The following is a 23032-nucleotide window of genomic DNA, read 5'->3' as shown; positions in this document are numbered from 1 at the left end:
CCCCTATTTCATCCTTTTTAAAGCTTTTATAAATTCGTCATCTAAGAAATAATTATCGGAAACAATTGCATTAAACTCTTTCTGATTTTTCTTTAGAAATTTCGTAACTGGAACCACCTTTTCTCTCCCGAATAAAGGACCACTTATACTTAAGGAAAACCGAGCATCAGAAGCCACAAAAAGACCTACAAGATTAATCTCGTCTTTTAAGATTAAGACAGCTATTATAATGTCGATTATATCCAATGTAAAATTACCAAGCGGGTTATCATTAATACTTTCCAACCTATTAGCTCCCGTTAACGGCCCGCCAACAGTTACCCCAAAATAGCCGGGGCCAAAATAAACCCGAGTTAAAGTTATTTGTCCTGTTAACAATAAAAAAGCTATAACAATATCAATCTCTCGTTGAATTTCTCTTATAGCATTTTCTTCCATAAAATCACATCCATTAGGAGGATTCCCCTATACATATATATATGTATCAAACAAAAAAGGGGAATAGGAGATACTATAGAATCTAATTTGAATTTGAAATCTCACCCTGATTCAAATTTCAGCTCCATTTATATTACAGAGGATCATTTCTCGATAATATAACAAGGGGGACGAATTTACGCTTAACTAAAAATACCCTACTCCGAAGAATAGGGCTTATAACAAAGATTTTATATTTAGCTGACTTTTATATCTTTTATTAGTCTATAGTGAAAAGGTAAGAAAAAGTAATAAATGATTATATATACAGGTATGCTATAAAGTAAACTCCATCCATTGTATCCCATAAATCCTGATATATGGCATGTCCACTCAATGAACAAAGACAATAACACAAATAATAGAGTTCGTTTCATACGATTATCTCTGTGCAATTTATTTAAAAACCATATCGCTAATGATGAGGGAATGAGTGCGTATGTTAGCAGCTCCCCAATACCAGTAGATTCTGCTCTCCCAAAGTCTACCCAATCTAAATATATTCCAAATACACTATTTGCAATCCAAGTAATAGCACCAATTACGCCATAAGTACAATAAATTTGCAGCCCATTCATTTTTTCCTTTGGCATAAATAATACCACCATTAATAATATTACTGCCCAAACAATAGGAACCCATATCCCTTTAGCATGAATGTCGAGGTTTTCAATAATTTTATTCAAAACAATCACCACTTTTTTTGAATAGTTTAACTTACATTTATTTATTTTATACACATAGAAACTAAAAAATCCCCTGCTCAAATGAGCGGGGGACAGTAATATGGTAGTGCTTTTGGAATAGCTTACTCTGAAAAATAGGATTTGCAGGTAAACATTTTGTAAAACCAATTATTATATGTATATAATCCTGTGTTTACGAAATGGAGAAAACAAGTAATTTACTGTTCATAATGAGTGGAATTCTAATTTCGTTTTGGACATTGAACATCTTTTAGTTCAGTTTGATTCTCGAATTATTATTACTTCCTAGTAATAAATCGAAAACATCATAATACTTGTAATCTCCAGTGGCTAGACCATTAACTATTTCCCAAAAAGGTTTATTATTAAGCTCATCATTATTTTTGTAATGTATATTTATTAATGATACTTCCGACGTTTCAAAAGGAACAAAACATACTTTCTTCTTATATGGTAATTCTATAAATTTATTTACTTCCTCCTCGTTTGTTGTATACATCATAACAAAAATGTTATCCCAACTAATTTTATTTTTACGACTCCTCCACTTACTAACTGCATGTTCCGTTGATGTATAATGATTAAAATGCAATATTACATCATTTAAATAAAAAACTGGATATTGTATTTTTAATTTTTCATCAAAGTTATATCTAGCAAATTCCAATTCAAAATTCAAATACTCTTTTGGATTATTTATTATTTTCAAATAATCTGTAGTACTTTCAAACATATTTATAAATGGAGATAAAAATTCCAATCCTAATCTATTATATGTTAGGCCGCCCCAACAGTTATTTGAAAAAATGGACAACTTTGATTTTTTTATTTGTACATATTTATTAATATCTAAATTTGCTAATCCAAATATTTTAATATTTATAATTTTATCCTCATTAATACCTATTGAAATGGCATCCCTTTTGATTGTGTTAAATGAAGACAAGCTAGCAACAATTAATAGGTCAAATTCTAAAGTTAGAAGTTCATCTGTAGATATGAATTTATAGCCATCTAGATATTGATATATAGACTGATTAGATGTTACACCCAAGATTTCAACATTTCCCAATAATTCATGATATCTAATAGAATTGATATATAAATCATATTCTATTCCTGTTCCCCATACTATACATTTATACTTTGACATAATAACCTTCCTTTTGTAATAATCATTCATTATTATATCAGGTTTAACTTCTAAATAACTCAAAAAAACGCATTTCTAAGAACAGATAACCAAAAGAACCATAATCAAGCGTGCTATTCGACCTTCACCATGTCTATATTTGGCATTTCCTCTTTCGTTGTTATCTCCCCTTTTCTCTATTCATAGGGTTACAGCTCATTAAACAATAATAAAAAAAGACTCCTCCTTATGGAAGAATCCTTTAAAATACTACATGTCCTTATAAATTGGGTGTAAAAAAGGAACTTAAATCATCTCGTCTAACTAAATAACAAAAGCATTTACGTACTTGTTTGATATTATAATAGCCGAAAATAAAAGAATTAGATACCATGGACTTATGTGACACTAATATGCGAGAATCACAAATTGAAATTACACAAATCCATTCTTTATATCTACATCAGACAAGTAAAAGTGTTCAGAATGTGATCAATCTCACCATAACCAGTCTATAAATAAAAGGTTTCTTCTACTAAATAATTACATCACACGCTTAAACATTTTCTCCATCTCATAAGTAGAATAATGCACAATAATCGGTCTACCATGTGGACAGGTAAATGGATCGGATGTTGTCCGAAGTTCGTCCAATAAACTTTGAATCTCGTCGTTTCGTAAATGGCGATTTGCTTTAATGGATCCCTTGCAGCTCATCATAATGGCAGCTTCTTCTCGTAAAAGCTTTATATCTACTTTTCTCATGGAGAGTACTTGTTCAATCATTTCCTCGATTGTTTCTTTTTCTTCTCCTTTTGGAAACCATTGTGGATGGGAGCGGACTACATAGCTTTGCTGGCCAAATGGTTCAAGAAATACGCCTACCTTTTCGAGCTCGGCTTTATTTTCTTCTATTTTTATCCATTCATCTAAGGAATAATCTAATGTTAATGGGATAAGCATTTCTTGTAATTCCTTATGGACCTCGCCAACTTTTTCCCGAAAAAATTCGTATTTAATTCGTTCTTGGGCTGCATGCTGATCGATAATATAAAGTCCTCTTTCGTTTTGTGCAAAAATATAGGTTCCATGCATTTGCCCAATTGGATAAAGGGGCGGAACTCTCGGCCCCTCTTCCACGTCAGCTATTTCTTCCTCTTCCCATGCTTCCTCTATCTCTTCTTCTGTTGCAGGCGCGGTAGTACTATTCCCTTCCTGTCCAAAGAAAAAGGCTGTGGCATCTGTTATAGTTGATTCTTCATCACTTTCTCCAGATTGCCGACTGCTTGGTGTGTCTTCAAGAGGTTCGCTCCAACTCGGCTTTTCTACTTGCTCTGTTGTTGGATTGGCAAAAACAGAATCCATTTTTGGAACTGATACTGGCATTGCCGATTCGCGAATCGTATCAAAGCTGAAGGCCGCTTGCTCTTCTTTTGGAGCAGGCTTTTTCTCGCGGATAAGTCCTGCTGGAATAAGCTCTTTTTTCTTAAATGCTGCTTTAATCGTATTGCTGACAAGTTCGTATAGCTCTTGTTCTTTACTAAAGCGCACTTCCATTTTTGATGGATGAACATTTACATCAACAAGAATTGGATCCATTTCTACATTTAAAAGAACAATGGGATATCTGCCAATAGGCAATAACGTATGATAGCCTTCCTGAATACTGCGTACAAGAGAATAGTTTTTAATAAAGCGGCCATTAATCATGGTGGAAATATAGTTCCGTGACGCACGCGTAATTTCTGGCAGAGCCATATAGCCACTTAGTTTAAAATCAAGGGTACTTGCTGAAATTGGTATCATTTTTTTTGCTATATTTAGGCCATAAATGCCCGCAAGCACTTGTCTTACATCCCCATTGCCATTTGTATGAAGGAGCTTGCGCTCGTTATGCACTAGGCGAAAGCTAATATCAGGGTGAGCAAGGGCTAGGCGGTTGACGATATCGGTAATATTACCAAGCTCCGTATGAATCGATTTCATATATTTCAATCTTGCTGGCGTATTAAAGAACAAATCGCTGACGATTATCTCTGTTCCCCTTCTTCCCGGCGCGCCTTCCTGTTTCACTAAATGTCCGCCGTTAAGCTCTACTGTTGTCCCTTTTTCTCCAGTAGAAGTGGTTAAAGTGACATGAGAGACAGAGGCAATACTTGGCAGTGCCTCACCTCTAAATCCAAGGGTGCGGATTCGGAATAAGTCATTTTCATCTTTTATTTTACTTGTCGCATGTCTGGAAAAAGCAGTTAAAACATCCTCTTCGTCAATTCCTTGTCCATTATCAAGGATACGAATGCTTTGTAAACCAGCTTCCTCGATAAAAATTTCAATTGAAGTACTTTTTGCGTCGATACTATTTTCTACTAACTCTTTTACAACAGAGGCTGGCCGCTCAACAACTTCACCTGCAGCAATTTTATTCGAAAGTGCATCATCCAGTTGAATAATCTTTGCCATTGTTTCTCCTCTTTTCTTTCTTACTTTTTTCGATCAGGGATAGGGCAGTGTATCAGCTGAAATAGTTGAATTTGCAGCTTTCATCGTTCCTATGAACACCACTTTTTCTAACGCAATTTCATTTCTATGCGTTCATACCACTGGCTTTACACTCTATCACCCTAACCCACTTTATCTATCATTACGGACTTTTTTATGAAGTTCGTACAATGTATTTAATGCCTGCATTGGCGTCATTTCTAATATATCTAAGTCTTTCAGTTTATTAACAATTTGCTTTTCTTTCGTAGAAATCACTTTTTGCGGTTTTTTCTCTTCTGTTTCAAAGAATGATAATTGTGCCTCTTCTTCAGCTATTTCAGCTTTCATAACCGGTTTTTCGATTACTGCCACGGCTGCTTCTCCAGCAAATTGATCCTTTTGCTCAAGGCTTGTTAATAGTTCTTGTGCTCGTTCAATCAATGCTTCTGGCAATTCAGCAAGCTGTGCAACGTGAATTCCGTAACTCTTGTCAGCTGCTCCCTCTTTTATTTTATGAAGGAAAACAACTTTTCCGTTTTGCTCCATTGCGCTGACGTGAACATTGCTTAATGATGGAAGCTCTTCTGCAAGCACAGTCAGCTCATGATAGTGGGTAGAGAATAAAGTCTTCGCACCAACTTCATGATGAATGTACTCAATGATGGCTTGTGCCAATGCCATTCCATCATATGTGCTTGTGCCTCGACCAATTTCATCGAATAGAATTAAACTATTATTAGTGGCATGCAGGAGTGCGTTTCTTGCTTCCAGCATCTCTACCATAAACGTACTTTGCCCGGAAATAAGATCATCGGCCGCTCCAATTCTCGTAAATACTTGGTCAAATAACGGCAGCACTGCTTCATCTGCTGGCACAAAGCAGCCGATTTGCGCCAAAATGCTTGTTAAGGCAATCTGGCGCATATACGTACTCTTACCAGACATATTTGGCCCAGTAATTAACAGCAATTCTCTGTCTTTATGCATGGCGCAGTCATTTGCTACATAGCTTTGTGCATTCATTACCTTTTCTACTACAGGATGACGGCCGTTTTTAATAGAAAGCGTACGATCACTTGAAAACACAGGCTTCACATAGCGGCGATCCTCACTTACTGTGGCGAAACATTGAAGCACATCTAGTGTGCTTACAGTTTTTGCAAGATTTTGTAAGCGTGGAATATATTCTTTAATGGTTTCCCGGATGGTTGTAAAAATCTCATATTCTAATTCCACCATTTTTTCTTCGGCTTGCAGGATTAAACTTTCTTTTTCTTTTAATTCTGGCGTTATATAACGTTCCGCATTAGCAAGGGTTTGTTTACGTTCATACTGTCCTTCTTGTAATAGATGGACGTTTGCTCTTGTTACTTCTATATAGTAGCCAAATACACGATTATAGCCGATTTTCAGCGATTTAATGCCTGTTTTTTCCCGTTCTTCTCTTTCTAGCTGGGCAATCCATGTTTTGCCGTTTCGGCTTGCATCACGGTAACTGTCTAATTCAGGATGGTAGCCGTCTAAAATAATATTTCCTTCTTTAATGGATAACGGCGGGTTTTCAACAATTGCTCGCTCCAGTAAATCAGTAATATCTTCACAAGGATCTAGGTCTTCAGCCAATCTCATTGCTTCCTTTGAACCAAACGATGCAACAATTTGCTGAATGATTGGTACTTGTTGTAACGATTTTTTTAGCTGGACAAGATCCCTTGCATTAACATTTCCAAAAGCCACTCGTCCTGCTAAACGTTCTAAATCATATACTTCCTTTAATTTTTCCCGCAAATCTTGGCGTTCAAAGTAATGTCCAATCATTGTCTCGACTAGATTTTGACGATATTCTATCTCTTCCTTATTTAATAGTGGACGATCGATCCACTGTTTTAAAAGTCTTCCCCCCATCGCGGTTTTCGTTTCATCTAATAACCAAAGAAGAGATCCTTTTTTTCCTTTTGAGCGAATTGTTTCCGTTAATTCTAAATTCCGCTTAGAAAAATAATCAATCTTCATAAATTGATCAATAACATAAGTAGAAACCGGCTGTAAGTGATCCAAGCTTCTCTTTTGTGTGCGATATAGATAATTAAACAAGCGGACAACCGTGCTTCTTAACTGTTGTTCTTGAATACCTTGCAATAATGGTACATGCACATCTTTTTCATCCAGATCATTTTCAATCGAAAGGGTCAATGTACCTCTTTCCTGTAATCGCTTCTGATACTCTTTTGAGAAATCGTCAGAAATTACGACTTCCTTTGCACCTGATAAGGATAATTCATTTAATAGAGAGTCGATTCCCTTAAGAAGAGTTGCTTTGCTTTCCCCTGTCGATAAATCGCTATAAGCAAAGCCAAATTGCTCATCTGCAAACAAAGAGATAGTGGCAATGTAGTTATTTTCTTTATCGGAAAGATTTTTCCCTTCCATCATCGTTCCAGGGGTAATCAGCTGAACGACCTCTCTTTTCACAACTCCCTTTGCCTGTTTCGGGTCTTCTGTTTGTTCACAAATTGCCACTTTATAGCCGCGTTCGACTAGCTGTTCAATATAATTTGCAGCAGAATGATGTGGGACACCGCACATGGGAATTCGCTCTGCTCCCCCTCCTTCTCTGCTTGTTAAAGTGATTTCAAGCTCCTGTGATGCTTTGATGGCATCATCAAAGAACATTTCATAAAAGTCTCCTAAACGAAAAAATAAAAAGGCATCCTGATAATCTGCCTTCACTTGTAAGTATTGTTGTATCATGGGCGTATATGTTGTCATAACTTCCTCCAAAATCCTGTCCAAATCTATTATTCTCCCATTATAACATAAAGAAATAGAATATTTCAGTGGGGGGTGTTGGGAAAAGAACATGAATATCTCTTAAAAATAATTGCTTTTTTTGTGTGAAGTTAAAGGTGCTAACTAGTTCATTCCATTTTGCTCCATTCTAGTATTATTTTTAAAAATAATACTAGTAATTCGCGAACAAATCTTTTATAATTTAGCTTGAAATAAAAGTTAATTTTAGGAAAAGGAGCAATTATCTTGAAACGTATTCTATCTATTCTTTTAACGATTGTTCTTATGCTAAGTTTTATGCCACATTCAAGTGCAGAAGCAAAAACAAAAGTTAAAAAGTACAAAAATTGTACAGCCCTTAACAAGGATTATAAGGGTGGCGTTGCTAAATCAAAAAGCACCAAAAATAAAGGTGGAAAAACAAAATACAAACCTTATGTATCTAAAGCCTTATATGACGCAAACAAAAAAATGGACCGTGATAAAGACGGAATTGCTTGTGAAAGATAATCTTCCTGCCTTTTTCTTACGCAAATAGGAAAAAGGCTTTTCTATTATTGATTATGAGGAATCATTAATAGAAAAAAAGACTAGGAAAAGCTCCTAGCCTTTACTCTTCTTCCCCGCCTACAAGGAAGTCTGGATTTAATTCCTCAAATTCTTCATCTTCTACTTCATCTTTAAACCATTCATCGTCATCTTCTTTGCCACATTCGTCTGTGCAAACCTCTACACAGATTTTTGTTTCTCCGATAACTTCAACGATAAATTCTTTTTCTACATGGACAATTATTTTATTGCCATTTGGCGAAATCACTGCTTCAATGCAGTTTGGTTGTTGCAAGACGCGTGCAATTACATCGTGGTCTTCTAAGCAGTCAGGATCACGATATTTTAATTTAATGACATCTGTATATTTCACACGCTCTGTTACTACTTCCGTTTGTGTATTGTCATTATAAGAATACCAAACGTTAATATCAAAGTATCCACTAATTTCTACTGTTTTACCAACCTTTTCTGCTTCATACGTATGGTTGATAATCCAGCAGCCCAAGATACTTGATGGGCTGTTGTCTGGGCAGATGGTATGATTGGATTTTGTAAATTTACGTCCTTTCGCTACGACTGCCTTTGTAATAATCTCTCTATATTCTCCCATGTTCGAGCGAAACCTCCTCATTCATTTTCATTTCATCCTATGCGGGATAGGAGTCTAGTGTGCGATAATTTTTAAAGACGATAAGTAATGCTTAAATCTACTTCATTGTATGTAAAACTTGGGTAAGTGTGCCGATATTAGCGTATTTTCTAGACATCTATCCTACTTTTTATCGATTCTTAAAAAAAATTTCCAATATTTCTTTTTTTAATGAAAGAACCTTACCATTCAGCTCTTTTTTAAGCTTTTAAAAAAAATATGCGTTTGTATTAATACATTCGCGGATACAGCTTGTTCTAATCTCTATATACTGTAGTATACGGTAAGGGGGTGAGGAAGTTGGCAGGGTTATTTAATAAAAACGATCAGTTTGATTTTAAATTCAATGTTAATGGTAAAGAGGTTACTGGTGAGGACGGAGCTAAATACGCACAAGAATTAATTACTAAATTATCTTCAGAAATGGGTGGATTAGTCCAAAAGTTAACCAAAGGTGTTTCTGAGAATGTAGCTGGAACTACAATGGATGCGATGAAGGAGAAAGTTGCAAGTGCGGTTGATTTAGATTCAATTAAAGAAAAAGTAAAACCACATCTTAATCCAGAAACGCTAAAAAGTATAGTAAGTGAAGACACCCTAAGCAAGCTGCAAGAGAAATTACCTGTCATTGATGCTTCAAATGATGATGGGAACCTTAAATTAAATGTTAACGGCAAGCCTATTTTTTCACTAGATCTTTCAGATTTCATCAAAAAATAAGTAAAGAATCTTTTCTTGAAAGGAGGTGAAGTCAAATGTTGTCTAAATGCACATCTGATTGTCACGAAGGTAAGGGTACTGGCCTTGCTGGTACTGATGTTACTGCTAAAGGTAAAGGCATTGGAAACAAAGGAGCAGAACTTCGCGGATTCACTAATGCTACTCAAGGAAACGGTAACCTAGCTAACCAATTTTCTGCTGCTGGTGCTGCTGGTGGTGCTGCTGTAGGTGTTAACTTATTAAACTTCTTTGTTGGTGGTATTTTAGTTAATGCTAACGTTGCTGGTGCTGCTACTGCTGTATCTTACAACGAAAATAGCCCTGAAATGGTGAATGAAGGTTAATCACCTTTAAGATAATCACTCCTATAAGAGATAAGCATATAATAAAGGGCAACATCTTCTTGATGATTGCCCTTTTCTTTTTACATACCTAATAAAAGGAGGCTAAAGAATGGCTAAAGAAAAAAATATTGGGTTAACTGCCGAGAAATTAAAGGAGCTTGGAGTACCAGAGGAGCTTATCGATAAAATTCTAGAAACAGGGGGGCCTTCTGTTAACACACATGCGGAAGGAGGAAATGGCGGAAGTGCCGTCAGTCTAACTTATGTAGACAATTACTCTGTCTTATTTCTTGTGTATACATTTCTATTGCAAACAGTTAATAACGGAAATGCAAAAGACAAAGAAACGAAGCAGCTTAATAAAGCATTGCTTTCGACCTTGCAAACAGCTATGAAGGAACAACAGGAATATCGGAAAGCATTCTTACGGGCGATCAATATTTTAAATAATCAAAACAAGTAAAAACCAAGCAAAAATATGCTTGGTTTTCATTTATATGTTTACATTGTATTTACCAAAACTGCCAGCGGTACTCTTGAGGATGTTTTTACCCTCTTTCCGCTTGTTTCGGAGAATCTCAGTGTTTTATTGTTCTTTCGTCTTCTCATTAGAAGAAAGAATTTCTGTTTCTACTGTTTCCGCGATCGTTTTTGTTACCATTTGCAGCATATCATTGACAATTTCTTGTGATTCTTTAAATTCACTGACGATTGGCAGTTCATCAATTTCTTTTTGTAAGGCATCAATTTTTGCTTCAGTATCTTTTAAAGCAGCAATTTTGCCATAGTGCTGAAGATTAACTGCTTGTTTTTGCAGCTTTTTAATCTGGGCAATTCGATCATTTACTTTTTGGTTTTGATTGATTTGTTTTTCGGCACGTTGGTAAAATTCCACTTCTTCTGTCTCACGAATCATTTTGGCAAGCTGCTCTGTTCGTTCAATAATTTCTTCTCGTGTGAATTTCGCCATTAGTTTGCCTCAACAGCTTCTGCTTCTAATACCTCAATCATTTCTCCGTTTAATGACCATGTTTTTGCATCGGTAATTTTCACAGAAACAAGTTTGCCAATTGCCGATTTTGGTCCAACAAAGTTTACTAGCTTGTTTTTACGTGTATAACCAGCAAGCACATCTGGGTTATTCTTGCTTTCTCCTTCTACAAGAACCTCTACCGTTTGGCCTTGATAATTCTTCATGGAATTAGCAGAATACTCATTAACTAAAGCATTTAGGCGCTGTAGGCGTTCCTTTTTAACTTCCATCGGAACATTATCTTTCATTCGTGCTGCAGGTGTTCCTTCACGTGGAGAATAGATGAATGTATAAGCCGCTTCAAAACCAACCTCTTTATAAAGAGATAATGTTTCTTCAAATTGCTCATCTGTTTCATTTGGATAACCAACAATAATATCTGTTGTAAGAGTTAAATTAGGAATAGCCGCTTTCATTTTGCGAACTAATTCTAAATACTGCTCTCTTGTATATTTACGTGCCATAATTTTTAACACATCAGATGAACCAGACTGAACTGGTAAGTGAATATGTTCCACTAGGTTACCGCCTTTAGCAAGCACTTCAATTAAATGATCATCGAAATCACGTGGGTGACTTGTTGTAAAACGAACACGCGGAATATCAATTTTGCGCATTTCTTCCATTAAATCTCCGAAACGGAAATCGATATCTGTGAAATCTTTTCCATAGGCGTTTACGTTTTGACCAAGCAAAGTAATTTCTTTATACCCTTGTGCAGCTAAATGACGCACTTCTTGAATAATATCCTCTGGACGGCGGCTTCGCTCTTTTCCGCGAGTATATGGAACAATACAATAGGTACAAAATTTGTCGCAGCCATACATAATGTTTACCCATGCTTTAATTTTTCCATTACGTACTTTAGGAAGGTTCTCGATTACATCCCCTTCTTTAGACCAAACTTCTACGACCATTTCTTTTGACATATATGCTTCATGAAGAATATTTGGTAAACGGTGAATATTATGTGTACCAAATATCATATCTACTTGTGTGTATGTTTTTAAGATTTTGTTTACGACAGATTCTTCTTGTGACATACATCCACAAACACCTATTAAAAGGTCCGGCTTTTCCGTTTTTAAATGTTTTAAATGCCCTAATTCACCAAATACTTTATTTTCGGCATTTTCACGAATCGCACAAGTATTAAGAAGAATAACATTGGCGTCATTGACTGAATCTGTTGCTTCATAGCCTAAAGCTAAGAAAATCCCTGCCATTACTTCTGTGTCATGTTCATTCATTTGACAGCCATATGTACGAATGTAGAATTTACGTCCTTCACCCATTCCGCGGAATTGTTCGGAAATAGAGAAATCCTTTTCATAACGAACTTCTTCTTTTCCTCGTCTTTTGGCATCTTTTAAGGAAGGCGCTTTATATACTGTTTCGAAATATTTGCTATAATCCTTTTCGGATTTTTTGTCCGAAGAATTATTGCTTCCGATTTGTTGTCCTTCTAAACGTTGGTTTTCGTTCATTTCATCTACTCCTCTCTTATCGATGATTTTTATTTCATCCATAAGTTTGTTAAAATACATGTTTAGGCTTCTTATTGATTGGTGTTTCCTTCTCTCCACCCATCAGAGTGAATTGATTAAAGCTGCTTAGACAAGAAAAACATCCATCCATATAATAGCTGCTGTTTCATATGTACTATTCTTTATAGACATATTTTCATTATTCTAGTATAAGCCTTTCATCTTTTGAAAACAATAGCAACGTTTTAAAGATATCATTCTACTATTTTCTTATTGTTTAACTAGAAAGAGACTTTCACCCTCCTCCTCAAAAAGAAGCTGATGATTTCCTTTATTTCGGAAACCTTTTTGCCATATTCGTATATAAGAATTTTTCTACTTGCGTACTTGTATAATATCTTGTTAGCTCATTTATTAGATTAGGATAATCAGCAGTAGAGGCTAGACCTTTTACCGTTTGGTCGATTCCATCGAAATCGGAACCAAAACCGACATGATCCTCTCCTCCAAGCGAACAAATATAATCAAGATGGCGCAGAATATCTGTAATAGTGGCTGAATTTGTTCCACTTAAAAACTGCGGTACAAAAGTAATTCCGATTACACTGTCTGCTTCTACCATTGCTTTAATTTGATCGTCACGTAAATTACGAGGATGTGGACAAAGATTATATGTATTCGAATGTGATGCATATGGATGATCAGCATGCTCCATAATATCCCAGAAAGCATTTTCCGATAAATGGGAAACATCTACCCAAATCGATTGTTTATTCAAAAGCTTCACTGTTTCTCTCCCGAATAAAGATAAACCTGCACCTCTGGGTTCTAGTGCTCCATCCGCAACAGCATTCGCATAGTTCCAAGTAAGCCCTACTGCTGAAACACCTAATCGAAGCAATGTTTTTAATTTTAGCAGATCTCCTCCAATTGCATCACAGCCTTCCAATGTTAGGAGTGCACCAATTTCTCCATCTTTTAATTCATTTATATCTTTTTGTGAGCGTATAAATTTTAAATCTGAATTCGGCTGTAAGATTTTTTCATAAAAGATATTTGTCATCGATAAAGCTGCTTCAAACCGCATATCAGGATGGACAGATTCTGGAACATAAATAGCAAAGCATTGAATTTTTGCTCCCCCTTTTTGTAAATCTCTCTTCGTCACATGAAGTTTGTTACTATTCTGAAAATTTATTGTTTTATCCATAAACATTTTAAATAATACGTCACAATGTCCATCAAAGTAATTCAAACCATTCACTCCCATACAAAGATGTTCTTTTTATGTAAATCTTGATGGCTATTCCTATCCCTCAAGATATCAATTGACTATAGTTATAAAAAAAGGATGCCTCACTCATTTGGTTTACTCTCCACAGTTTCAAGTAATAGCTTAGGAAAAAGTTTATTCTTCAACTTAATCCTTACTGCGGGGCCTAAACCGTATTGAGGAGACATCCCCCTTCCTTTTTGAAGGTTGCTCTATTCAGGTCCAAAAAGATCAGAGAACACAAACAAGCATACCAATCAGAGAAGGGTTACAGCGAAACTATGATCAGAGAAGATTTTTTCTTCTCCAACTCATCATAGTTAATCATTCAGTACTAAATAGACAGCTGACTTCAAACCTGCTTCTGCGAATATCAAGAAGTTCTGCAAGTTCTGCCGCTTTCCTCTTACTGTCCATTAAGATCAGAATAAATGGAAAAGCATGTAATTACATGCTTTTCTACTTTTTATCAAATCTTGTTTTCTCTTTATCTAGGCTCCACAATGAGCTTGATGGCTGTTCGTTCCTCACCGTCAATGACGATATCAGTGAAGGCAGGGATACAGATTAAATCCACTCCGCTAGGTGCTACAAACCCTCTTGCGATAGCAACTGCTTTAACCGCTTGATTTAATGCACCTGCACCAATAGCTTGGATTTCTGCTCCACCTCTTTCACGTAGAACACCTGCAAGCGCACCAGCTACAGAATTGGGACTAGACTTTGCTGAAACCTTTAATATCTCCATTTCTAGCTCCTCCTTGTTTAACCCCCCCGCATGTTACATTAAGTAATAATGAACATATCAGGATATATATCATTCCAATGTTACTATATTCCAAGTTTCATACACATATTCCAGCTTGGACATAAAAAATTAGAAAATATTTGTTAATACAAGAAGAGCTAGTTCTCCTAATCATCATCCATTTATTACGAGAAAAATGGATGATCATCATTGATCAATATACGTTCTATTTTCTTTGCTTTCCCAGTCTTTTTATCTACTTCGATTAGACAGCCGCTTAATTGTGCTCTCCCACTCTTCGGCGGCTCGAAGCGTGTTGGCAAATTGGTTAAGAAACGATTCAATACTAATTCCTTCTGCATCCCAAGAATCGCGTCATATGGTCCTGTCATCCCAACATCTGCCATAAAGGCAGTTCCATTTGGAAGAATACGGTTATCTGCAGTTTGCACATGTGTATGTGTTCCCACAACGGCTGTTACTTTCCCATCTAAATACCATCCCATTGCTTGCTTTTCACTTGTCGCCTCTCCGTGGAAATCAACAAAAATAATATCGGTGCGTTTTTTTGCTTCCTCAACTAAGCCATCAATCACGATAAATGGATCATCACTCGGATTCATAAATGTTCGGCCTTGTAAATTGATAACAGCTACTTCAATATCATTAATTTTAACAAATACCATGCCTTTTCCTGGATTATTTTCGGGAAAATTGGCAGGTCGTACTAAATATTTTGCCTGATCGATGAATTCAAATATTTCACGGTTATCCCATGTATGGTTTCCCATTGTTATTGCTTGAGCACCAATTTCCAGAAAGCTTCGATAGATTTTCTCGGTGATTCCTTTTCCGCCAGCAGCATTTTCGCCATTTATAATCGTCATCTGAGGACGGTATTTCTCCTTCAGCTTTGGTACGTACTCTTTAATCATATCTCGGCCCATAGAGCCTACGACATCCCCAATAAATAAAATATGCATGTCTTTTTTCCTACTTTCTAATCTTCACTATGTAACAGTGTAACATATTATTGCTTGCGTTCCTAACTCGATTTTCCTTCTAAAAGCTTTTTGAAAATAATGTTGCCAAGCAATAAAAAAAACGGTGCAAACGCACCGTTTTTATTTTGCATATTCAACCGCTCTTGTTTCACGAATGACGGTTACTTTGATATGACCTGGATAATCTAATTCCTCTTCGATTTTCTTACGAATATCACGTGCTAATCGATGGGATTCTAAATCATCCACAAGATCAGGTTTCACCATGATTCGAATCTCACGACCTGCTTGAATAGCGAATGATTTCTCTACTCCATCATAAGACTCTGAAATTTCTTCAAGCTTCTCAAGTCGGCGAATATAGTTTTCTAATGTTTCTCTTCGCGCTCCTGGTCTTGCAGCTGAAAGTGCGTCAGCAGCAGCTACTAGTACAGCGATAATTGAAGTTGGTTCCGTATCACCATGATGGGATGCGATACTATTGATCACAACTGGATGTTCTTTATACTTGGTAGCAAGTTCGACACCAATTTCCACATGGCTTCCTTCTACTTCATGATCAATTGCTTTCCCTATATCATGAAGTAAGCCAGCTCTGCGGGCAAGAGTTTGATCCTCACCAAGTTCAGCAGCTAAAATTCCTGATAATTGTGCCACTTCCATACTGTGCTTTAATACATTTTGTCCATAGCTTGTACGGAATTTTAGACGGCCGAGAATTTTAATTAAATCTGGATGTAATCCATGAACTCCGACCTCAAACGTAGTTTGTTCTCCGATCTCACGAATATGTTCATCCACTTCTCGGCGAGCTTTATCAACCATTTCTTCAATACGAGCTGGATGAATACGTCCATCTTGGACGAGCTTATCTAACGCAAGTCTAGCAGTTTCACGTCTTATTGGATCAAAACCAGATAAAATTACTGCTTCTGGCGTATCATCAATAATTAAGTCAATTCCTGTTAATGTTTCAAGCGTTCGAATATTTCGTCCTTCACGGCCGATAATTCGCCCTTTCATTTCATCATTTGGAAGGTTAACAACGGAAACTGTAGTTTCTGCAACATGATCAGCTGCACAACGTTGGATTGCAAGTGACAAAATTTCTTTAGCCTTTTTATCTGCTTCTTCTTTCGCTCTAGTGTCACTTTCTTTAATCATTATCGCAATATCATGAGCAACTTCTTGCTCTGTACGCTCTAAAATGATGGACTTCGCCTCTTCTCGGGTTAATCCAGAAATGCGCTCTAGTTCTGTTTGCTGCTTGCGAACCATCTCGTCCACTTTGCTTTCCATCTCTTCCATATGCTGTTGTCTTTTATTAAGAGAATCGTCCCTCTTTTCTAACACTGATTCACGTTTATCTAACGCTTCTCCCTTGCGATCAAGATTTTCCTCTTTTTGCAATAAACGATTTTCTTGTTTTTGTAGTTCATTTCTTCGATCACGAACTTCTAGTTCTGCTTCACTACGAAGCTTGTGAATCTCATCCTTTGCTTCTAACAAAGCTTCTTTTTTCAATGCGTCTGCTTCACGCTTTGCATTCTCCATAATTTGTTCAGCAGTCAACGTTGCATTGCTAATTTTTGCATTAGCATTGGACTTTCGAATAAAATATACAACAAAGCCAACAACGGCAATAACGATTAGAATAAGCAAAATGGAGATGATTTTTATTAAATCCATCATTTTCACCTCCTCTTGCTATCAAATTGTGTTTGTTACGATTTTAAAAGTATTGGCTTAAAATGTTCCTTTTTTCAATCGAAATTTTCCCTAGTCTTATAAAAATGTTTTCTAGGTTTTCATACTTATAAAAATGTAAAATATACAATTCAATTGTATAGTTGTACCAATTTATTGTCAAGACTTTGAACTAGTAGGATTAACCTAATTCTCATTGGCTATCTCGTTATCATTTTCCTCTAACAATTGCTCTTTACTTCCTATATATGTATGAATTTCACCTTATTTAAAGCTAAATCTAACCTATCATCCGTATTATAGTCAGAAACTAAGCTTATTAAACCTGTGGAGACCTATATCCCACAGCCTCTTTTAAAATGCCTAAGTCGATTACAGAGTTTTTTTTACTTTTCAGCTTACAAGATGGCCAATAATTGCGTGTTTTTGGATTAGTTAGCTTCAAGCACACGAATGGTATCGAAACATATACTTTTATAGAATAGTAACAAAAAAGATGGCAAACGGAAAAACCGTCTCCCATCTTTTCTTAATGATTAATCGATTAATTCGAATTGTTCTTGGTCGTCATTATCAGGCTGTAATGTTACTTCTTTATCCAGCCCATAATGATCACGAATTTTCTTTTGAATCTCTAAGCGCATTTCTGGATTTTCTTTTAAGAATTGCTTCGCATTTTCACGGCCTTGGCCTAATCTTTCGTCATTGTAAGAATACCAAGCTCCACTTTTTTGAACAATATCAAGTTCTGAACCAAGGTCAATAATTTCTCCTTCTTTAGAGATACCTTCTCCATACATGATATCAACTTCCGCTACTTTGAAAGGTGGTGCTACTTTATTTTTTACCACTTTGATTTTTGTTTTGTTTCCTACCATATCTGTTCCTTGTTTTAACGTTTCAGCACGACGAACTTCTAGTCGGACAGATGAATAGAATTTTAGCGCACGACCACCAGGAGTTGTTTCAGGATTTCCGAACATTACTCCAACTTTTTCACGAATTTGGTTAATGAAAATAGCAATTGTTTTGGATTTATTAATAGCCCCAGATAACTTACGAAGCGCCTGTGACATTAAACGTGCTTGAAGTCCAACGTGAGAATCTCCCATTTCGCCTTCAATTTCTGCTTTTGGTACAAGTGCTGCTACAGAGTCAATAACTAAAATATCCACTGCCCCGCTTCGTACTAAGGCCTCCGCGATTTCTAATGCTTGTTCTCCGGTATCTGGTTGAGAAAGTAATAATTCATCAATATTAACGCCAAGCTTTTGTGCATAAACTGGATCCAATGCATGCTCTGCATCAATAAATGCTGCTTGTCCGCCATTTGCCTGAACCTCAGCAATAGCATGTAGCGCTACTGTTGTTTTACCTGAACTTTCAGGACCATAAATTTCCACAATACGACCTCTTGGATATCCACCAACACCTAGGGCTGCATCTAAAGCTAAAGATCCACTTGGACTAGTAGAAATGACTCTATCTGCTTGCTCTCCCAGCTTCATAATACTACCTTTACCAAATTGCTTTTCTATTTGTTTTAACGCCATTTCTAATGCAGCTTGACGATCACTCAAATACGTTCTCCTCCTTATATAAAAAATGAATCTCACTAATCATGATTCATTCGTTGTTTAAAAGATTATATACTTAATATACCTTTTTTCCTTTCATTTGTACAGTAAAAAATCGAACATTCATTCGTTTTTTTTATTTTCCAGCTGAAAGGAAGCTTTTAAGTAAAAGACACCCTACTATTTATCTTCTAACATTTTCAATAAGAAATATTGACCGTATCTCACACTTCGAACTCGATTACCTGCTCTTGTTCCACTTAATGCTAACTTCTCTACTTTTGTCGGCTCCCCGCTTTTAGCAATTCCAATATAAACGGTACCTACTGGGTTTCCTTCTAATTCATTTGGGCCTGCAACACCTGTGAAGCTTATCCCAATTTCGGCATTTAATAAACGTGCCACATTCTCTGCAAGCTCTTTCGCACATTGCTCGCTTACCACACCATGTTCTTTAATCGTCGACTCTTTTACTTGCAGGATTTGATGCTTTACTTCATTTGTATAGCAAACAATTCCCCCTTTAAAAATATTCCCAGCACCTGGAATTCCTGTTATCTCCTGCTGAAACAGTCCTCCTGTCAGACTCTCTGCTGCTGCTACTGTTAAATTTTTCTTTAATAAAATATGGGAAAGCTCATTCATTAATGTAGTGTCCTCATATCCATAGAAAAATTCTCCTACGCGTGCGAATATTTCTTCTTCTGTTTTGGCAATCAATTTATCTGCTTCTTCTACAGAATCATGTTTACATGTGATACGTAATGTTACCTCTCCATCTCCTGCGAGCGGGGCAATAGTCGGATTAGTCTGGGCATCAATTAAGTCTTCTATTTTTGTTTCCAGCAGCGATTCTCCAATGCCGAAGAAGCGAAGCACGCGCGAAACGATGACATCTTTGCTTGTCATTTGCTTTTGTATAGCTGGAAATCCATATTTGACAAACATTGGCTGAATTTCTTTCGGTGGTCCTGGTAAAAGCATATAAAAGCGATTGTCTTTTTTTAAAAACATCCCCGGTGCCATCCCATGGTCATTTGGAAGAACGTCGCTTCCCTCTAACACCAATGCTTGTTTTTTATTGTTTTCCGTCATAGTGCGTTTTGTTTTGACAAAATAGTCTTCAATGGAAGCTAAAGCTGTTTTATCAAAAACCAACTCTTTCCCTAGATGCTTGGCAATCGTTTCTTTCGTTAAATCATCCTTTGTTGGACCTAGTCCGCCGGAGAAAATAAGCAATTGCGCTCGATTTTCAGCGATTTTTATCGCTTCCTCTAAACGAGCTGCATTATCTCCAACTACTGTATGATAATAAACATTTACTCCTAAGTCGGCTAAATGCTTGGATATAAATTGAGCATTTGTATTAGCAATTTGTCCAAGTAATAATTCTGAGCCAACAGCAATAATCTCTGCATTCATGTAGTGCTCCCCCTTTTTGTCTGTTCATAAAGAAAGGACGTCTCTTTATAAAGCAATATTCGCTTGTCATAAATAGATGTCCTTATTTTTATTCCTCTATTTTATTTGGATGAAACAAAAGCCTGTTTGTTTTTTGCAAAATAATCCCAGCCAGACCAAATTGTAAAGATCAAAGCAACCCATAGTGCAAGCTTATCAAACGGCAGTGAGACAAGTTCAAAAATCATATTATGTAGTAAAAGGGCTGAAATCGCAACTATTTGAGCCCAAGTTTTAATTTTCCCAAGCATATTTGCTGCGACTACCTCTCCGCCGCCAGCTAATATTAAACGTAAACCGGTTACTGCGAATTCTCTGCTGATAATAACAATCGTAATCCATGCAGGTGCCATCTGCAATCCTACTAAAACAATTAATGCAGACGAAACTAATAATTTATCTGCTAAAGGATCTAAAAACTTCCCTAAATCGGTTACTAGATTATACTTTCTCGCAAAGTGTCCATCAATCCAATCCGTTGTCGATGCTAGAATAAAAATCAAGGCTCCGATAAAATGTGTCATCGGTAAGGTAACACCTAAAAATGTTAGTTCTCCCCATTGAAAGTCCACTAGCATGATGACTAGAAAGACGGGAATTAATAAAATTCTTGCTACGGTAATCTTATTTGGCAAATTCATCTTACATCCTCCATTACCATGACGTTAATCGTCACTTTCATTAAAAATAAATTAAAAACATTAGTATTATAACCTAATTACGATATAATAGCGAAAAATAGTCATCGAATCGATGACTATTCTTCTTTTATATTTTTAATAACAAGATCTTGTCTAGAGGATGAATCACCAAGCTCTAATTTTTCATCATTGACAAAAACATCAACTTGACTATTTCCAATTACAATACGTGCTTCTGTCTCTTTTGATAAATCCTCTTCGTGTGATTCAGCTCCACCCTTTTCAAGGATACCTTGGAAAAAAGAATAGTTTTTGCCATTTTGGATATCAACCCAAACTTTTCCAGTTGCTACAAGCTTAACAACAAACTTCTCAGCATTTTTCACTTCATATGTTGTCGTTCTTCCCGCTGTTTCTTTTTTGGTAATCTCTTGTTTTGGTGCCTCTTCTTCTACTTTCTTCTCTTCTTCTTCAACTACTTGTTCTTCCTCTTTATTAGCATCCTCATCAATTGCTTTTTCTTTTTCCTTTTTATTTAATGCATCTGATTTCATATAAACAGAATTCGGTTCCGTATCACTACTAGACTGTTTTTCTGGATTTGAATCTTTTGCATACACAAAATACCAAACCAGGAAAGCAACAGCCAATACAAGAATAGCAATAAGAATAGTTGGCAAGATATCAAATACTTTAGAAGTGGCTCCGTCTATTGCGCTTCTTGAATTTACTCTCGATAAATTTTGCGGTAACTCATCATTTACCGTTGTTGGTACCTCGGCTTTATACTCTTCAAATATTTCTTCTGGAACCAAATCTACTGCTTCTGCATATTGTTTGATAAATGCCCGTGTATAAAATTTACCTGGCATCATACTATAGTTACCTTCTTCAATGCCAACTAAATAACGGACTTGAATTTTGGTAATCTCTTGTAATTCTTCTAACGTTAGTCCTTTAGCTTCTCTAGCTTCTTTTAATCGATTTCCTAATTCACTCACAAGATAACACCTTCCAACTACTAAAAATCAAAACCCTCGAATTCACTTTCTAAGGCAAGAGTATTTTTTTTATGAACATCATAAAGAATCTCCTCGCCTGGCTCATGTCTTAGCTCAATAATATAATCAAAATCATCTAAAGTGTATTCTGTATTATGTACAAAGGCATCAGGATGTTCTACTACTTTTATACATGGCAGGCGCATCACTTCTCGAACAACCGCCCAATGTCGCTCATTAATCTGTTTAGAAGAAACAATTCCATCAATGATAAATAAATTGTTTTCATTATATTCTCCCTGCATTAAGGAATGGCGGATAGTCTGCTTTAGCAAAGTAGAACTTACTAAAAGCCACCTCTTATTTGCACAAACGCTTGCAGCTACTATGGACTCCGTTTTACCTACCCGCGGCATCCCTCTAATACCTATTAATTTATGGCCTTCTGTCTTAAATAATTCGGCCATAAAATCTACTAACAATCCTAGCTCATAACGAACAAAGCGAAATGTTTTTTTGTCATCTGCATCTCTCTGAATATAACGACCATGTCTAACTGCAAGTTTATCTCTTAAAGAAGGTTCTCTAAGCTTGATTACTTTTATTGTGTCCATTGTATAGAGAATAGATTCTAACCTTTTTATTTGTTCCTTATTTTTGGCTAACATTAATAAGCCACGCCGTCCATCGTCTACCCCATTAATGGTGATAATATTGATTGAAAGCATCCCTAGTAATGAGGAAATCTCCCCTAGTAGGCCAGGTCGGTTTTTTTGAATTTCGTATTCTAGATACCATTCCTTCTGTTCCAAAAAAATCCTCCTACAACTAGCAAGTGAAATTTTCTAGTCTTTTAACTTCTATCATATAGCAATAGTATAAATAATCAAGAAAAAAGGGGTCAAAATAGAAAAAAAGATGGACTTTTTATAGTAAGGGTGCATTCTATTAAAATAAGGTATTCTTTTTTATCTAAAATCATTGGTTTCTGCTATTGTTACTTGATTTATTTGCAGGCAATTGCTTCTATTTGTTTCTTCCTTTATTTAAATGAACAGTGTGGAGATATACCTTTTTAATAGAGGAGCTTTTCTCCCTATTTCCTTTTCTATTTTGCTTTCTTGCTTTTGGTCAGACAGGATTCCCATCTATTAAGCATATCATCTTGATTGGAATATTTTTACATAACAAAAGAAAGAAGCTCGATAAATAGCTTTTCTATTTATCGAGCTTCTATGATTGCCACTA

21 protein-coding genes are annotated in these 23032 nt (G+C 36.1%); 4 read left to right on the top strand and 17 right to left on the bottom strand.

All coding sequences use genetic code 11. The annotated features are described in order from the left end of the window. Window positions 1-3 precede the first annotated feature (3 nt). From NSS71_RS04040 to mutS, 5 genes are all read right to left on the bottom strand, one after another. Window positions 4-438 carry a hypothetical protein gene (locus NSS71_RS04040; protein WP_047940083.1) on the bottom strand — a complete coding sequence of 145 codons (435 nt, stop codon included), beginning with the start codon at window positions 436-438 and terminating at the stop codon, window positions 4-6. A gap of 236 nt (window positions 439-674) precedes the next feature. Further along, window positions 675-1163, bottom strand: a complete 489-nt coding sequence (locus tag NSS71_RS04035) for a hypothetical protein (protein WP_172866807.1) — start codon at window positions 1161-1163, stop codon at window positions 675-677. Between the two features lie 271 nt (window positions 1164-1434). Next, window positions 1435-2337: a DUF1919 domain-containing protein gene (locus NSS71_RS04030; protein ID WP_341151298.1), complete on the bottom strand. Its 903-nt coding sequence runs from the start codon at window positions 2335-2337 to the stop codon at window positions 1435-1437. A 522-nt stretch (window positions 2338-2859) separates the two neighbouring features. After that, a complete protein-coding gene (mutL, locus tag NSS71_RS04025; protein WP_341151297.1) occupies window positions 2860-4776 on the bottom strand; it encodes a DNA mismatch repair endonuclease MutL in 1917 nt (638 codons plus the stop codon). A 171-nt stretch (window positions 4777-4947) separates the two neighbouring features. After that, window positions 4948-7566, bottom strand: a complete 2619-nt coding sequence (mutS, locus tag NSS71_RS04020) for a DNA mismatch repair protein MutS (RefSeq protein ID WP_336045155.1) — start codon at window positions 7564-7566, stop codon at window positions 4948-4950. Between the two features lie 306 nt (window positions 7567-7872). Here mutS and NSS71_RS04015 point away from each other — a divergent pair, with 306 nt between their 5' ends. Beyond that, on the top strand, window positions 7873-8097 hold the full coding sequence (locus NSS71_RS04015; RefSeq protein ID WP_095257593.1) for an excalibur calcium-binding domain-containing protein: 225 nt from the start codon (window positions 7873-7875) through the stop codon (window positions 8095-8097). 100 nt (window positions 8098-8197) lie between these two features. On the opposite strand, the gene NSS71_RS04010 is transcribed toward NSS71_RS04015, so the two are convergent. Continuing rightward, a complete protein-coding gene (locus tag NSS71_RS04010) occupies window positions 8198-8749 on the bottom strand; it encodes an outer spore coat protein CotE (protein WP_047940078.1) in 552 nt (183 codons plus the stop codon). 339 nt (window positions 8750-9088) lie between these two features. On the opposite strand from NSS71_RS04010, the gene NSS71_RS04005 reads away from it, so the two are divergent. From NSS71_RS04005 to NSS71_RS03995, 3 genes are all read left to right on the top strand, one after another. Further along, window positions 9089-9508, top strand: a complete 420-nt coding sequence (locus tag NSS71_RS04005) for a hypothetical protein (protein ID WP_047940077.1) — start codon at window positions 9089-9091, stop codon at window positions 9506-9508. Between the two features lie 35 nt (window positions 9509-9543). Then, on the top strand, window positions 9544-9852 hold the full coding sequence (locus NSS71_RS04000; protein ID WP_047940076.1) for a hypothetical protein: 309 nt from the start codon (window positions 9544-9546) through the stop codon (window positions 9850-9852). Between the two features lie 109 nt (window positions 9853-9961). Next, window positions 9962-10315 carry a hypothetical protein gene (locus NSS71_RS03995; RefSeq protein ID WP_047940075.1) on the top strand — a complete coding sequence of 118 codons (354 nt, stop codon included), beginning with the start codon at window positions 9962-9964 and terminating at the stop codon, window positions 10313-10315. Window positions 10316-10438: 123 nt separating this feature from the next. On the opposite strand, the gene NSS71_RS03990 is transcribed toward NSS71_RS03995, so the two are convergent. The 11 genes from NSS71_RS03990 to NSS71_RS03940 form a co-directional block, all read right to left on the bottom strand. After that, window positions 10439-10822, bottom strand: a complete 384-nt coding sequence (locus tag NSS71_RS03990) for a RicAFT regulatory complex protein RicA family protein (protein WP_047940074.1) — start codon at window positions 10820-10822, stop codon at window positions 10439-10441. Beyond that, entirely contained in the window at window positions 10822-12372 is a 1551-nt protein-coding gene (gene miaB / locus NSS71_RS03985) for a tRNA (N6-isopentenyl adenosine(37)-C2)-methylthiotransferase MiaB (RefSeq protein WP_047940278.1), read from the bottom strand. Before miaB ends, NSS71_RS03990 begins: the two co-directional genes overlap by 1 nt. A 331-nt stretch (window positions 12373-12703) precedes the next feature. Next, the gene (locus NSS71_RS03980) at window positions 12704-13627 is read right to left on the bottom strand and encodes a dipeptidase (RefSeq protein ID WP_095257531.1); all 924 of its coding nucleotides are present in this window, start codon (window positions 13625-13627) and stop codon (window positions 12704-12706) included. 505 nt (window positions 13628-14132) lie between these two features. Next, complete coding sequence (gene spoVS, locus NSS71_RS03975; RefSeq protein WP_016201204.1) at window positions 14133-14393, bottom strand: stage V sporulation protein SpoVS; 261 nt, start codon at window positions 14391-14393, stop codon at window positions 14133-14135. 185 nt (window positions 14394-14578) lie between these two features. Next, on the bottom strand, window positions 14579-15376 hold the full coding sequence (locus tag NSS71_RS03970; RefSeq protein ID WP_047940072.1) for a TIGR00282 family metallophosphoesterase: 798 nt from the start codon (window positions 15374-15376) through the stop codon (window positions 14579-14581). Window positions 15377-15517: 141 nt separating this feature from the next. After that, window positions 15518-17086 (bottom strand): ribonuclease Y, encoded by a 1569-nt coding sequence (gene rny, locus NSS71_RS03965; protein ID WP_047940071.1) that lies wholly within the window; start codon window positions 17084-17086, stop codon window positions 15518-15520. 554 nt (window positions 17087-17640) lie between these two features. After that, window positions 17641-18684, bottom strand: a complete 1044-nt coding sequence (gene recA, locus NSS71_RS03960; protein WP_047940070.1) for a recombinase RecA — start codon at window positions 18682-18684, stop codon at window positions 17641-17643. A 177-nt stretch (window positions 18685-18861) separates the two neighbouring features. Continuing rightward, window positions 18862-20103, bottom strand: coding sequence for a competence/damage-inducible protein A (locus NSS71_RS03955; protein WP_095319956.1), 1242 nt, complete (start codon window positions 20101-20103; stop codon window positions 18862-18864). A gap of 101 nt (window positions 20104-20204) precedes the next feature. Beyond that, entirely contained in the window at window positions 20205-20783 is a 579-nt protein-coding gene (gene pgsA, locus NSS71_RS03950) for a CDP-diacylglycerol--glycerol-3-phosphate 3-phosphatidyltransferase (RefSeq protein ID WP_047940068.1), read from the bottom strand. 116 nt (window positions 20784-20899) lie between these two features. Next, window positions 20900-21784: a helix-turn-helix domain-containing protein gene (locus tag NSS71_RS03945; RefSeq protein ID WP_047940067.1), complete on the bottom strand. Its 885-nt coding sequence runs from the start codon at window positions 21782-21784 to the stop codon at window positions 20900-20902. 20 nt (window positions 21785-21804) lie between these two features. Then, entirely contained in the window at window positions 21805-22596 is a 792-nt protein-coding gene (locus NSS71_RS03940) for a YmfK family protein (protein ID WP_047940066.1), read from the bottom strand. Window positions 22597-23032 lie beyond the last annotated feature (436 nt).

The organism is Niallia sp. FSL W8-0951 (genome assembly GCF_038006525.1).
In the GTDB taxonomy this organism is placed as follows: Bacteria; Bacillota; Bacilli; order Bacillales; family Cytobacillaceae; genus Niallia; species Niallia circulans.
This window is presented reverse-complemented; position numbering and strand designations above follow the sequence as displayed.

Excerpts from the sequence above, each read along its gene's own strand:
- spoVS (WP_016201204.1), bottom strand. The coding sequence starts at position 14,393 with ATGGAGATATTAAAGGTTTCAGCAAAGTCTAGTCCCAATTCTGTAGCT.
- mutS (WP_336045155.1), bottom strand. The coding sequence starts at position 7,566 with ATGACAACATATACGCCCATGATACAACAATACTTACAAGTGAAGGCA.
- NSS71_RS03970 (WP_047940072.1), bottom strand. The coding sequence starts at position 15,376 with ATGCATATTTTATTTATTGGGGATGTCGTAGGCTCTATGGGCCGAGAT.
- mutL (WP_341151297.1), bottom strand. The coding sequence starts at position 4,776 with ATGGCAAAGATTATTCAACTGGATGATGCACTTTCGAATAAAATTGCT.
- pgsA (WP_047940068.1), bottom strand. The coding sequence starts at position 20,783 with ATGAATTTGCCAAATAAGATTACCGTAGCAAGAATTTTATTAATTCCC.
- NSS71_RS03990 (WP_047940074.1), bottom strand. The coding sequence starts at position 10,822 with ATGGCGAAATTCACACGAGAAGAAATTATTGAACGAACAGAGCAGCTT.
- NSS71_RS03995 (WP_047940075.1), top strand. The coding sequence starts at position 9,962 with ATGGCTAAAGAAAAAAATATTGGGTTAACTGCCGAGAAATTAAAGGAG.
- NSS71_RS03955 (WP_095319956.1), bottom strand. The coding sequence starts at position 20,103 with ATGAATGCAGAGATTATTGCTGTTGGCTCAGAATTATTACTTGGACAA.
- NSS71_RS04015 (WP_095257593.1), top strand. The coding sequence starts at position 7,873 with ATGCTAAGTTTTATGCCACATTCAAGTGCAGAAGCAAAAACAAAAGTT.
- rny (WP_047940071.1), bottom strand. The coding sequence starts at position 17,086 with ATGGATTTAATAAAAATCATCTCCATTTTGCTTATTCTAATCGTTATT.
- NSS71_RS04000 (WP_047940076.1), top strand. The coding sequence starts at position 9,544 with ATGTTGTCTAAATGCACATCTGATTGTCACGAAGGTAAGGGTACTGGC.
- miaB (WP_047940278.1), bottom strand. The coding sequence starts at position 12,372 with ATGAACGAAAACCAACGTTTAGAAGGACAACAAATCGGAAGCAATAAT.
- NSS71_RS04030 (WP_341151298.1), bottom strand. The coding sequence starts at position 2,337 with ATGTCAAAGTATAAATGTATAGTATGGGGAACAGGAATAGAATATGAT.
- NSS71_RS04040 (WP_047940083.1), bottom strand. The coding sequence starts at position 438 with ATGGAAGAAAATGCTATAAGAGAAATTCAACGAGAGATTGATATTGTT.
- NSS71_RS04010 (WP_047940078.1), bottom strand. The coding sequence starts at position 8,749 with ATGGGAGAATATAGAGAGATTATTACAAAGGCAGTCGTAGCGAAAGGA.